The sequence below is a fragment of the Undibacterium sp. MH2W genome (assembly GCF_049340215.1).
Classification (GTDB): domain Bacteria; phylum Pseudomonadota; class Gammaproteobacteria; order Burkholderiales; family Burkholderiaceae_D; genus Undibacterium.
In genome coordinates, this window is the sequence record NZ_JBMPPA010000013.1 from 41,122 (window position 1) to 53,922 (window position 12,801).

Sequence of the window (12,801 nt, forward strand, 5' to 3'; positions counted from 1 at the left end):
AAAATGCTTTCAAATCAACAAAAATCAAGGGTGCTGGTCGTCGAAGATGACGAACTGGTATCCTTGCAAATCCAGATCAAGCTGGAGATACTTGGCTATCAGGCAGTCGCCGCCACCGCGTATGGCGAAGAAGCAGTGCAACTCGCCCTCGATTTAGCACCTGATATCGTTTTAATGGATATCATGCTAGCAGGCAAAATGGATGGAATTACCACCGCGCATCATATCCACGCAAATACTGGCATCCCGGTAGTATTTTTGACCGCGCAAGCGGAAGACGACATTCTCAATCGCGTCAAAGAATCAGAAGCATTTGGTTACATCATTAAACCATTCACCGATCGAGAATTACGCGCAGGTCTGGAACTCGCCCTCTACAAACACAGTGCTGAAGAAAAGCTCCGCCAAAGTGAACAACGCTTGCGGGCCATTTTTGAGGCAGAACCCGAATGTGTCAAAGTACTCGACAAGCACGGTCATGTTGTAGAGATGAACTATGCGGGCTTTCGCATGTTAGAAGCCAAAGACATCGACGAAGTACGCCAACATGGTCTGGTATCGTTCATTCATCCAACGTACCGAGAGCGATTTCAAGAACTCTTTGAGTCGGTGATCGCTGGTAACAGTGGAACGATGGAATTTGAAATCACTGGATTACGCGGCACAAGACGATGGCTAGAAACCCATGCCGTTCCGATCCGTGACAATACCAACGCCAATGTCATGATGCTGGGCGTGACTCGGGATATTTCCGAAAGACGGCGCGCTGAAGAAGCCTTACGGCAAAGCGAACTCGACTTACGCGAAGCCGAAAACCTTGCGCATGTGGGACATTGGGTGTGGGAACCGGATCTCAATAAAGTAACATGGTCCGATGAAATGCAGAGGATATGGCAACGTGATTTGACCCTTTATGGAAGCAACATCACGCAAATGATTCTGGATACAGTTCATCCGGACGATCAGGAACTGATTATCCTTCGTCAGGAAGATACATTTAAACGGCATCGACTCGCATCAGCGTTTGAATATCGGATTATCTTACCTGATATGAGCATACGTCACATCTGGGCAAGACCTGGAAACCGTATTGTGAACGCCAGCGGTCGGGTTGTTCGCCTTACCGGCATTGTTCAAGACATCACAGAACGAAAACAAGCCGAAGCCGTTCGGCATGAAAGTGAAGAGCGACTAGAGCAAACATTTGTCGCCTCACCAATTGGCATGGCACTCGTCGGACTCGATCTCTCATTTCTCAAAGTGAATCATGCTTTTTGCGACATGCTCGGATGGTCAGAAAAGCAGATACTCGAGCAGGGCTTTGATCTTTTTACGCCGATCGAAGACTTGCGATTCGACCAGCAAATCATCGCTGAAATTGTCAACGGAGAACGCCAAACATATCAACTTGAAAAACGCTATTTACATCGCTTACAACACGATGTGTGGACACACTTAAATGTCAGTGTTGTCCGCGACAAAGTTGGTAAGGCATTGCATTTTGTTTTTCAGATTCAGGATATTACCGAGCGCAAACTTGCCGAGACACAGCTTCATAAATTGTCGCTGGCGGTCGAGCAAAGTCCAGAAACCATCATCATTACCGACGTCAATCGCCATATTGAATATGTCAATGAGTCTTTCTTAAAAACATTCGGCTACACACGCGAGGAAATTCTCGGTCAAGATCCAAAAATTATCCGTGATGATAACAAGATGAATGAGCATCTATCATCACTGGTCCCCGTGATTTCGCAAGGTCAGATCTGGAAGGGGGAGTTCTACAATAAGCGTAAAAATGGCACGCCCATCATCCAATATGCAATCATTACTCCGCTACGCAAACCAGATGGCACCATTAGTCATTACGTTGCAGTACAAGAAGATATAACGGACAAAAAACGACTAGGAGAAGAGCTCGATAAACATCGTCATCATCTCGAAGAACTGGTTGTCAGCCGCACTGCGCAATTAGTCGAGGCACAACGATTGGCTGAAGCGGCAAACGAAGCAAAGAGCAGTTTTATTGCCAACATGAGTCATGAAATACGTACGCCAATGAATGGTGTCTTAGGCATGACTTATCTTGCCATGGCCTCCACCAGCGATCCGAAGCAACGAGATTATTTGAAAAAAATTCAGCTCTCTGGACAGCACCTCCTCCATATCGTTAATGACATTCTGGATTTTTCTAAGATAGAAGCCGGAAAAATGACCTTGGAATCGGTGGATTTCTGGCTTGAGGAGATTTTAAATAATCTCTCTAGCATGATGAGTAACAAACTGGTTGGTCGCAACATTACCCTCAATTTTGATGTAGACCCTGATCTGCAAAATCATCTGCATGGTGATCCGCATCGCTTGAGCCAGATCCTGATCAATTACACCAACAACGCGATTAAATTTACAGAGCACGGTGAAATTATTGTTCGTGTACGCAAAGTCCACGATGCAGCAGATGGATGGTTGGTCCGCTTTGAGGTGCAGGATTCGGGGATCGGTATGTCCGCTGCGCAGCAAAGTAAATTGTTCAGATCGTTTCAACAAGCAGACAATTCGACGACACGAAAATATGGTGGAACAGGCCTGGGACTCGCCATTAGTAAGCAGCTCGCCAAACTGATGGGCGGCGATGTGGGCGTCAGCAGTGAATTAGGAAAAGGCAGTACGTTCTGGTTCACCGTCCATTTGTCAGCAGCAAAAGAAGCCGGAAGCCTTCCCGAAGCGCAAATCGAATCACTCAATAACACGCACCTCCAATTACTGGCCAAAGAGCGTGGCGGCATCACTGTGCTTGTCGTGGACGATAATCAATTTAATCAACAGATTGCTGCTGAATTATTAGAGGCTGCTGGCATCACTGTCTTACTTGCGGACAATGGTAAACAAGGCATCGATGTATTGAAGAAAAAGCCGGTCGACTGTGTCTTGATGGACATTCAAATGCCTGTTATGGATGGTCTAGAGGCCACACGTAAGTTACGCAGCATGGAAAAGTTTGCACGTCTGCCTGTCATTGCCATGACTGCCAATGCGATGAACGAGGATAGGTTGCAATGTCTTGGTGTGGGTATGAACGATTTTATGGCAAAGCCTTTCGTTCCGGAAGTACTTTACAACACCCTGATTCGTTGGCTGACCAATACCCATGATCACGTTGACAACGAAGTATCGCATTCACCAGAGCAACCACTGCCCTCGGATGACAATGCGTGTATCGATCTGCGTGTTTTAGAAAAACAGCTCGGCGCCGTGCCCGAAAAAATCGGTAAGTTTGCTGCAAAATTTGTCGATTCCGCACGCAAAGGTTTAGTCGAGTTAGATGAAGCATGCGCTAAGCAAGATCAGATCACGATATCGGCAATTGGTCACCGGCTTAAATCGAGCGCGCGGACGGTCGGGGCGAATCTGTTTGCTGCGCATTGCCAAACATTAGAAGATTTAAAGCTGTCCCCGGATATCCATCGCTCAGTGGAGATCGTCGAAGAGTTACATGACTGTTTCGACAAAATCGATGCCTTTGTCACCGCGTATCTTCACGCGAAAGAAAATCCGCTGCCGTACTCACCACCAGTCCATAGTGAACATCAACAAGCGATGAATCACACGGATCTTCATGTCTTGGTACTTGAAGATGACCCAAGTCATATTGAAATTGCGAGTACCACTTTGCGCAAACTCGGTGTGACCAGAATCATGTCTTGCATGGACGGTAACCAAGCATTGACGATGATCCGTACCTACAACCCAGATCTGTTGTTGTGCGATCTCCACCTGCACGGAATGGACGGTATCACCTTTTTGAGGTTAGTCGCCGAACATGGCTACAGTGGGTCGGTCATATTACTCAGTGCTGTCGATCATAATCTATTGAAGGCCGCAGAAAGTTTAGTGAAAGCATACGGATTAAACTTACTCGCTGCGATCAAAAAGCCATTACTTCCAGACACACTTCAGCTAGCACTTGCGCATCAACGACATTCTAAACCTGAGCGGGTTCAGTATAAAAAAGAAGCGATGTTGACCCTCGCAGAGCTGCAACAAGGGATCGCTGATGAATGTATCGAGGTGTTTTACCAACCCAAAGTTTCCGTCTTTAATAAGCAAGTTGTGGGCGCAGAATGCCTTGCCCGCTGGCGTCATCATGAACGTGGCATTATCGGTCCGGGATCCTTTGTTCCCGTGATGGAAGCCCATGGAATGATCGATGTTCTCACACATGAAATTTTAAAAAAAGGGTCTCAGCAATTAGGTGAATGGTTAAAAGAGGGGCACGATTTTAAGTTGTCTGTTAACGTCTCCATGGATGATCTCGATCAGTTAGATCTACCCGAAGAGTTTGAGCGCATTGTCTGCCACGCGGGCGTGCAACCGCAACAGATTACGCTCGAATTAACTGAAAGTCGGCTGATGGAAAACCTCACAGTCAGCCTAGAAATCCTCACGCGATTACGCTTAAAGGGGTTTGGTCTATCGATTGATGACTTTGGCACAGGATTCTCTACCATGGAAAACCTAAAGCAACTTCCTGTTACTGAGCTAAAAGTGGATCGTGCTTTCGTTAATGGTGCAACGAAGGATGAGGCAGCACGTGCGATTCTCGGATCAAGTATTCAATTAGGCAAAATTTTCAGATTGAATCTCGTTGCTGAAGGCGTCGAGAAACAACAAGACTGGGATCTGATCGCGAGTTCGGGATGCGACGAGGTACAAGGCTACTTCATTGCGAAGCCCATGGCAGCGAAAGAATTTATCGAATGGAAGTTAGCGTGGGACCTTCAACTCAAGCAGGACGCGCAGCAACCTCATTAAGCTTACTTGTCATGACATAGGGAAAAGAAATGGATACCGCTTTAACACCGACTGAGATCAAAGATTTACATGTGATGATTGTCGATGATGATGATTTTCAAATTGAATTCGTGTCTGATCTACTCAATGAATTAGGGATCACACATATCACCACTGCACTCGGTGGCGAGATCGGTCTATCTAAATTCGACCGTAGTCAAAAGAAACCAGATTTATTGTTATGTGATATCCAGATGCCAGATATTGACGGTTTTGCGTTGATGAAAAAACTCAGCGATCGACACTATACCGGCGGGGTCATTCTCATGTCAGGACAAGGTGCGAAAGTGCTGTACTCGGCCTCGCTCGTTGCGCAGTTAGCACGGCAAAACTTTTTAGGCACCATTGAGAAGCCATTACAAAAAGATGCCTTACTTGCCGCGATTGAGAAAATGTTAGGCAAAACTTAGTCCGCTCTCGGATTCTTTCTTCTGTCGTCTTCTCGTTCCACACAACCGATTTTCCCCAGATCCCTCCTTGCTGTTTTGATGGAGGGATATTTTTTTGCTGATAAAAAAATTTCCTACTTTTGGGCAAGCGTTGTCAGGTAACGTATCCCAGCAATCGCACGACTGCCATACCAAGAGATCATTTCACCATCAACTAACTGCACTGGTTTCCCCGTTTGTCGTTCTAATGCATCCACATGTGCTTCAGTGAACCGATAGGGTTCAGTAGAGAGCAAAATGCGGTCGATCTGATCGCACAGTGCGTCATTCCATGTAAAAACCGGATAGCGTTTTTCGGTGTCCGTCGGCGCCCAAGTATGCCAATGAATCAAACGCAACATACGCGAAATATAGGTCTCTTTAGAAATGGTCATCCAAGGATCTTGCCAGATGCAATAGAGCACGCGCTCTGACTGAAAGGGGTTGCTCGCCAGTGTATTCATGGCGTCATTCAACGCCTGCACGAGTTTCTCCGCTTTGTCCTTCGCATCAAAAATAGCCCCCAACAAACGATATAGCCCAATATTGTCCGTGGGTTCAATTGGGTGAGTGACGATGATATGAGGGATGAATTCAGCTAATAAATCGACTGTGGGCTTCTCATTTTCGTCGATATTGACGATCAGATGGGTGGGCGCTAATCGGCGGATTTTCTCGATGTTCACATCTTTGGTGCCGCCAATTTTGGGAATCGTAGCCACGGTCTCAGCGGGATGAATGCAAAACCCTGTCCGTCCCACCACTAAGTGCTCCACACCAAGATCACACAACAATTCCGTGATAGAAGGAACTAGACTCACAATGCGCGTCGCAGTGATGTCTGCAGGTACGTGATGTTGTCCAGCGGCGTCGATCAAAGAAGCGTTCATCACTCTTTTTCCGTCGATTTTGCACGGGCTTTATGCGGTGCGTGAGAAAAAAATAGGTCGTACAGTGTGTTCGGTAGCAGGCGCAATAATTTCGCGACGACGCCCATCTGCCACGGAATAACGCGGTACGAACGACCCGAAGCAATGGTGGCAACCGCTTTGGTGGCGAATGTCTCAACAGGCATCAAGAACGGCATACGGTAGCTATTGACCTGTGTCATCGGCGTATCAATATATCCTGGTGCGATTGTCACCACACGAATGCCGGTCTTTTTAAGTTCCACACGCAAGGATTCACAATAACTAATGACGGCCGCCTTTGACGCACTATATGCCTCTGCCCCGGGCAAACCGCGGATACCTGCAACACTACCAATGCCGACAAGCCGACATCCATCGGTATCTGCATAGGTTTTCATCGCAGCAATAAATGGCGCGAAAGTGGCGACCGTTGCGGTCACATTGGTACTCAGTACACGCTCAAAAACTGGCAAATCGTCCAAATGTTCGGTTAAGGTTCCAACAGAAATACCTGCATTGGCAATCACAATATGCACTTTGGAACAACGGGCTAAAAAATCAGCGGCAGCCGCTGCCAATGCTTGGTGGTCGGTGACGTCAACGACATAGATCGAATGACGTTCCGGATGCGGTAAGCTGGCACGTAGTTGTTCGAGATGCTCTCTGCGTCGTGCGACCAAGCCTAAGCTTGCTCCTTGTTGCGCATAGACTTTCGCTAGTGCGGCACCAATGCCAGACGATGCGCCGGTGATAAAAACGTTTTTCATAGAATCCAATAAAAAAATCCGCCGTAAAAAAGCGCGGCGGACTTTGTCAGTTGATGCGTCGGATTATTTCTTTTTCGACGCGTCGTTCATTGCAGGGGTAATGCCTTTTTCTTTCTGTGCCTTAGCAACTAAAAAGTCCAGCACCTGCGTGACCGCGGCATTCTGTGTATCTTCAGAAGTACGCCCCATGGAACTCACTGCTTGTGATGGCGATGTGACATAGCGCCCATCCACTGCAATCGTTGGAACACCATCGATCTGATAGGCTTCCATCAATTGTTTAGCACGTGTGAGTTTGCTTTGTGTGAAAAATACAGAATTATAAATTTCAGAAAACTTCTGCTTATCCAAACCGGATTTCGCAACAAAACGCATCACGTCGTCGTCTGTACGCAAGCTATTGTGGTCGACATGGTAAGCGGCAAAAACTTTAGATTGGTACTCATCGACTTTCCCCATCGCTTCTAAGGTGAAGAACAACTTCTGTTGTGTCACCAGATCATGAAAATCGACATGCACACGTTTAAATACGATGTTATCACCTTGCTTTTTCGCCCATGCCTCGATGACAGGTTCTAAGGCATTACAGTGCGGACAAAAATAACCGAAAAATTCCAGAACTTCGATTTTTTTCCCGCTGTCTGTTCCTTGCGGACGACTCAAGACACGGTATTCGGTTCCATTTTGCGGCGCTGCTGGAGATGCACCAGCACCTGTTGCCATCAGACCTAAGCCAAGCAACATGACACTACCTACAATACGACTCAATAAACGCATAATTTTCCTTTTCAATTACTTAACGGTGCGTACCACCGCAACATCAACGCCATTGTCAGACAATTTTGAACGAATTCGGTTCATACTTTCTGCATTATTAAATGGTCCCACGCGAACACGGTACATAGTACCCGTATCCGAATTTTTCTCGGTGACCTTCGCCTCAAAGCCAATCAAGGCAAGTTTTGCGCGTGCACTTTCGGCATCAGCCTGATCTTTGAAGGCGCCTGCTTGTAAGAAATAAATGTACTTTTCGTCTGCCACATCGCTCTTTGTGCTATCGGCGGCCTTGTCTGCGGCGACTTTTTCTTGCGCTGGCTTCGTCTCAGCTTTGACCTCAGCTGCTTTTGGCGTTGGTGTGGCAGGGGCTACGACTTGCGCGGGTGCCGGAGCTGGCGCTACCGCTGCCGTCACGTTATCAGCCGCTTTTTGAGGTGCATTCGGGTCTTTTGCAAACTCTTTCGCTGCCTCTTTCGTCGCATCCTTATTGCCATATAGCGGCTTATTCGGGTCTTGCAGTTGTGTCGTAGGCTGGTCGGGCTTATCCGATTTCATCCCTTTATTGGTGAAAGGCGTGGACGACTTGGTAATCAAGAGGGCGACGGCAACGGCAATCGCTAGTCCAATAACCAGACCAATAACCAATCCTGTTAAGGTGTTTCCGTGTTGGCGCTGCAGCCGTGAAGAGTGAGATTTCATGCGTTTCCGAATAAGATATGTTTACGCTGTCGTCATTACTAAATGAAACATTATTCAACAAGCTAAGCCTTTCTACCGGTATTCAATCAGGGCAGAAAGGCTTGGTGTTTGCATCCTTACATTTTATTTGGCGCTGACACACCGATCAATGCCAAGCCATTACGAATCACTTGACGTGTCGCCAGCATCAACGCCAGACGCGCCAACTTGGTCGCCTCATCGTCGACCAGGACACGTTCCGCGTTGTAATAGCTATGTAACTCACCGGCGAGATCACGCAGGTAGAAAGCAACCTGATGTGGCCCCAATTCATCGAGCGCACGTTCCAGTGTTTCTGGATATTCTGCCAGTTTCGCTAACAACGACGCTTCACGCGGTGCGACCAACGGTGACAAATCGACCTCTGTCAGTGGGGCAAACTGTGCCTCATCTGTTGCATACTGGGCCAGCACGGAGCAAATACGGGCATGCGCATATTGCACGTAGTACACTGGATTCTCGTCGGACTGTGCCAACGCGACGTCCACATCAAATACAAACTCTGTATCTGCTTTACGTGAAATCAAGAAAAAGCGGACTGCGTCACGGCCCTTAACGATATCACCGTTACCAGACCACTCAATCAGATCACGCACTGTCACATAAGAGCCTGCACGTTTAGAAATCTTCACTTCCGCGCCGTCTTTCATGACGGTGACCATTTTGTGCAGCACATAATCAGGATAACCCTGTGGGATACCGACATTCAGTGCCTGAAGACCAGCGCGTACCCGCGCGATTGTTCCATGGTGATCGCTACCCTGAATATTGATCGCTTGGCGATAGCCACGTTCCCATTTAGTGACATGGTATGCAACGTCAGGCACAAAATAGGTATAAGTGCCGTCCGTTTTTTTCATAACACGGTCTTTGTCATCCCCATACTCGGTCGTACGCAACCAGAGCGCACCGTCCTGCTCGTAGGTTTTACCCGCTGCAGTCAGCGCATTCACTGTCGATTCGACCTTACCGTCGGTGTAAAGCGAAGATTCGAGATAATAGTTATTAAATTTGACACCGAACGCTAACAAATCGGTATCTTGTTCACGGCGAAGATAAGTGACACTAAATTCACGAATCGAATCCAAGTCATCGACATCGCCACTGGCTGTCACCGGAGAACCGTTGCTCGCAGAAACTGTTTTCTTATCCAGAAAATCTCGTGCGATTTCAGCAATATAGTCACCGTTGTAGGCCGACTCAGGCCACGCTGCATCGCCTGGTGCATGACCTTTCGCACGTGCCTGAACAGACAACGCGAGATTACCAATTTGAACGCCTGCGTCGTTGTAATAGAACTCGCGGCTCACGTCATATCCCTGAACATCCAGCAAGGCGGCTAATGCGTCACCCAGTGCACCCTGGCGACCATGACCGACGTGCAATGGTCCAGTCGGGTTTGCAGAAACAAATTCCACCACGACTTTTTGACCAACGCCGCGTTGGCTCTTACCGTACTGCGCTGCTTGTTGCAGGATTGTTTTTACTACGGCTTGTTTCGCCGCGGTTGCTACGCGAATATTGATAAAGCCGGGGCCTGCAATCTCCACTGCAGCAATGAGCGGATCCTGCTGAGCTTGGAGGCTAGCCACAATCGCTGTTGCGATATCCCGTGGATTTTTACGCAAAGGTTTTGCAATCTGCATTGCAATGTTGCAAGCGACATCACCATGGGCCGGGTCACGAGGACGCTCAAGCAGAATGGTCGGCGTTAAGTCGCTGCCTTCGAGTAACGGTGCAACGGCATTTTTAAGGAGATTGAGAATTTCTTGTTTTTGTTCAGCTAACATAGCGCATCGGTTTCATTGCGTTTCGCGCAACAAATCTTAATAAGGACAGCGTTCATTATACTGTCTCCCCTGCGCCATGTCCGTTAGCTTATTGTCCTTATCACACAGTTTCTGGCACGGTATTCAACTTCTTCTTTTTCAGCAGCACGATTGCTCTCACAAAGTTAGCTAAAAATACACCATTCATGATCCCATAGACCACACTGACCACGATGACAAAGCGGAGATCAACTTTTAACGCTGGAAGCATGACAACCAACACGTTTTCTGCGTACTTCATCAGAAACAAGCTCACCAAAAAGATCATCGGTATCCAACTTCCTCGCAAATGAAATTGACCGTCATCAGCGAAGGTGACCGCATTCTTGTTTCCAAACTTCATCATCGCCCCTAAACCTAATCCGATGCCAGATAACCAGACCATCAACACGTCGATGGTGGCACCAAAATGCTGTAATAGTCCTTGCAGCGACCACAGAAGCATCAAGACGGGCAAAATAAGGATGGTCTTCAAACTGACATAGCGATCTTGACTCGCCTTGATCCCCCGCGAGATCAAGAACAATAAGATGAACCAGACCCAAATAGGTGTGTGCGTCAATATTTCTTGCAACATTATCTTCTCCCTCGATAGACACAGTAGATCAAGTCCCTAGTATGTCAAACGCGGCACAGGAAGAAACTGACTTTGCGACGGAGCGTCAATTAAAGTCGTAAAAGGAGTATCCCGTAGCGTGAGTTGCAGTAATGAGGCGTGTAGAATGTCAGGTTTTCTTTGTTTGGAAACGCTATGTGGTTCAAGAATTTACAGATTTTCCGTTTAAGCACGCCATGGCAAATTACTGCTGACGAATTACACACTCAACTCTCACGTCTTTCGTTTTCACAATGCGCTTCCAATGAAATGCAAAGCCAAGGATGGGCACCACCGCGGAACAACGAACTGTTGGTCCACAGCGTCAATAAACAATTTTTAATTTCATTAGCGACTGAAAAAAAATTGTTACCTTCCAGCGTGATCAACCAAGTGACGAAAGCACGCGCCGCAGAGTTAGAAGAGCAGCAAGGGTTCGCACCGGGGCGTAAAGCCATGAAGGATCTCAAAGAGCGCGTAACCGATGAGCTCTTGCCACGTGCCTTTGCAGTCAAACGTCATACATCAGTATGGATTGACCCGATCAATCGTTGGGTAGTGATCGACGCGTCCAGTCCTGCGCGCGCTGACGAAGTGGTAAAGCTGCTTTTAAAATGCTGCGACAAATTACCGCTTGAAGGCCTGCGTGTAAAATCTTCCCCACAAGCGGCAATGACATCGTGGTTGGCTGGGAACGAAGCGCCAAAAGGCTTCACCATCGACCAAGATACTGAATTGAAATCATCGACTGAAGATAAAGCGACCGTACGCTACGTTCGTTATACCCTAGAGCCAGATGACATTCAAAAACACATCGCCGCAGGCAAACAATGCACAAAGCTCGCCCTGACATGGGATGACCGTATCAGCTTTGTCCTCACCGACACCTTGACGATCAAACGCATCAAGCCACTTGATATCCTTGACGAAGAAAAAGATAAAGGGACGAATGAGGAAGAGCGCTTTGATGCAGACTTCATGTTAATGACAGCAGAGCTCACTAAAATGCTGGATGACATCGTTTTTGCGTTAGACGGTGAAATCGAGCCGGGGAAAGTGGCATAGATTACGACCATTCAGCAAACTTAGCTGGCATGCTAAAAAGAGACGGCGATGACCGTCTCTTTTTTTACCTGCGGTTGAGCATATGGGGCAGGATAAGAGATAGTCGGAGGGTGTTGGGTGTTGGGTGTTGGGTGTTGGGTGTTGGGTGTTGGGTGTTGGGTGTTGGGTGTTGGGTGTTGGGTGTTGGGTGTTGGGTGTTGGCATCTGAGATTCTGAGATTCTAAGATTCTGAGAATTCAAGAATTTGGAATTTTGGACTGCGCTTGCTGGCGAGCTAAGGTCTTAAAGCACGGAAGTGCCTGACCGTAGGATAACAAAGCAATAGACGAAAAAAAACGAGCTACCTAAGTAACTCGTTTTCTCTTTTACTGGCGGAGCGGACGGGGCTCGAACCCGCGACCCCCGGCGTGACAGGCCGGTATTCTAACCAACTGAACTACCACTCCTAAACCTAAAAACCTTGTTCTGCATGTAATTATCTGTGGTGGGTGCTGAGAGGCTCGAACTCCCGACCTACGCCTTGTAAGGGCGCCGCTCTACCAACTGAGCTAAGCACCCATATTCTTGCTTAGTCAGATAATTACTACGATGCTGTGTCACCAACATCAACAGAAGCAATATTATAGTACGCTTACTGCTATTTGTCTAGTACCTTTGTAAGTAATTTCGTTTATTTCCCGGATACTACTTACAAAAATCTAGCATTCTCACTTAAAAGCAAAACCCCTCACTGCGATAGCAGAGAGGGGTAGCAATAGGGAGCCTGACGATAACCTACTTTCACACTGGTTGCAGCACTATCATTGGCGCAGAGTCGTTTCACGGTCCTGTTCGGGATGG

Annotated in this window: 9 protein-coding genes and 2 tRNA genes; 3 read left to right on the forward strand and 8 right to left on the reverse strand. The window is 47.5% G+C overall.

Translation table 11 applies throughout. The features are described from left to right. Nucleotides 1-3: 3 nt before the first annotated feature. Together ACO0K2_RS19410 and ACO0K2_RS19415 are read left to right on the forward strand one after the other, a co-directional pair. The gene (locus ACO0K2_RS19410) at nt 4-4,812 is read left to right on the forward strand and encodes a response regulator (RefSeq protein ID WP_423021711.1); all 4,809 of its coding nucleotides are present in this window, start codon (nt 4-6) and stop codon (nt 4,810-4,812) included. Nucleotides 4,813-4,841: 29 nt separating this feature from the next. After that, nucleotides 4,842-5,261: a response regulator gene (locus tag ACO0K2_RS19415; RefSeq protein ID WP_423021712.1), complete on the forward strand. Its 420-nt coding sequence runs from the start codon at nt 4,842-4,844 to the stop codon at nt 5,259-5,261. Between the two features lie 113 nt (nt 5,262-5,374). Here ACO0K2_RS19415 and ACO0K2_RS19420 read toward each other — a convergent pair whose 3' ends face one another. The 6 genes from ACO0K2_RS19420 to ACO0K2_RS19445 all read right to left on the reverse strand — a co-directional run bounded on the left by ACO0K2_RS19420 (nt 5,375) and on the right by ACO0K2_RS19445 (nt 10,878). Further along, on the reverse strand, nt 5,375-6,169 hold the full coding sequence (locus ACO0K2_RS19420) for a helical backbone metal receptor (RefSeq protein ID WP_423021713.1): 795 nt from the start codon (nt 6,167-6,169) through the stop codon (nt 5,375-5,377). Further along, nucleotides 6,169-6,957 carry an SDR family oxidoreductase gene (locus ACO0K2_RS19425; protein ID WP_423021714.1) on the reverse strand — a complete coding sequence of 263 codons (789 nt, stop codon included), beginning with the start codon at nt 6,955-6,957 and terminating at the stop codon, nt 6,169-6,171. Before ACO0K2_RS19425 ends, ACO0K2_RS19420 begins: the two co-directional genes overlap by 1 nt. A gap of 63 nt (nt 6,958-7,020) precedes the next feature. Next, entirely contained in the window at nt 7,021-7,734 is a 714-nt protein-coding gene (locus ACO0K2_RS19430) for a thiol:disulfide interchange protein DsbA/DsbL (protein WP_423021715.1), read from the reverse strand. Nucleotides 7,735-7,749: 15 nt separating this feature from the next. Further along, nucleotides 7,750-8,433 carry an SPOR domain-containing protein gene (locus ACO0K2_RS19435; RefSeq protein WP_423021716.1) on the reverse strand — a complete coding sequence of 228 codons (684 nt, stop codon included), beginning with the start codon at nt 8,431-8,433 and terminating at the stop codon, nt 7,750-7,752. A 116-nt stretch (nt 8,434-8,549) separates the two neighbouring features. Then, nucleotides 8,550-10,262, reverse strand: a complete 1,713-nt coding sequence (gene argS, locus ACO0K2_RS19440) for an arginine--tRNA ligase (protein ID WP_423021717.1) — start codon at nt 10,260-10,262, stop codon at nt 8,550-8,552. 100 nt (nt 10,263-10,362) lie between these two features. Continuing rightward, on the reverse strand, nt 10,363-10,878 hold the full coding sequence (locus ACO0K2_RS19445; RefSeq protein ID WP_423021718.1) for a DUF6622 family protein: 516 nt from the start codon (nt 10,876-10,878) through the stop codon (nt 10,363-10,365). 174 nt (nt 10,879-11,052) lie between these two features. Here ACO0K2_RS19445 and ACO0K2_RS19450 point away from each other — a divergent pair, with 174 nt between their 5' ends. Then, nucleotides 11,053-11,961 carry a recombination-associated protein RdgC gene (locus ACO0K2_RS19450; RefSeq protein WP_423021719.1) on the forward strand — a complete coding sequence of 303 codons (909 nt, stop codon included), beginning with the start codon at nt 11,053-11,055 and terminating at the stop codon, nt 11,959-11,961. A 369-nt stretch (nt 11,962-12,330) separates the two neighbouring features. On the opposite strand, the gene ACO0K2_RS19455 is transcribed toward ACO0K2_RS19450, so the two are convergent. Together ACO0K2_RS19455 and ACO0K2_RS19460 are read right to left on the reverse strand one after the other, a co-directional pair. Further along, a tRNA-Asp gene (locus tag ACO0K2_RS19455) sits at nt 12,331-12,407 on the reverse strand. Nucleotides 12,408-12,443: 36 nt separating this feature from the next. Further along, nucleotides 12,444-12,519: transfer RNA gene (locus ACO0K2_RS19460), tRNA-Val, on the reverse strand. Nucleotides 12,520-12,801: the final 282 nt, after the last annotated feature.

Coding starts and splice junctions, on each gene's coding strand:
- ACO0K2_RS19410 (WP_423021711.1), top strand. CDS start 4: ATGCTTTCAAATCAACAAAAATCAAGGGTGCTGGTCGTCGAAGATGAC.
- ACO0K2_RS19415 (WP_423021712.1), top strand. CDS start 4,842: ATGGATACCGCTTTAACACCGACTGAGATCAAAGATTTACATGTGATG.
- ACO0K2_RS19420 (WP_423021713.1), bottom strand. CDS start 6,169: ATGAACGCTTCTTTGATCGACGCCGCTGGACAACATCACGTACCTGCA.
- ACO0K2_RS19425 (WP_423021714.1), bottom strand. CDS start 6,957: ATGAAAAACGTTTTTATCACCGGCGCATCGTCTGGCATTGGTGCCGCA.
- ACO0K2_RS19430 (WP_423021715.1), bottom strand. CDS start 7,734: ATGCGTTTATTGAGTCGTATTGTAGGTAGTGTCATGTTGCTTGGCTTA.
- ACO0K2_RS19435 (WP_423021716.1), bottom strand. CDS start 8,433: ATGAAATCTCACTCTTCACGGCTGCAGCGCCAACACGGAAACACCTTA.
- argS (WP_423021717.1), bottom strand. CDS start 10,262: ATGTTAGCTGAACAAAAACAAGAAATTCTCAATCTCCTTAAAAATGCC.
- ACO0K2_RS19445 (WP_423021718.1), bottom strand. CDS start 10,878: ATGTTGCAAGAAATATTGACGCACACACCTATTTGGGTCTGGTTCATC.
- ACO0K2_RS19450 (WP_423021719.1), top strand. CDS start 11,053: ATGTGGTTCAAGAATTTACAGATTTTCCGTTTAAGCACGCCATGGCAA.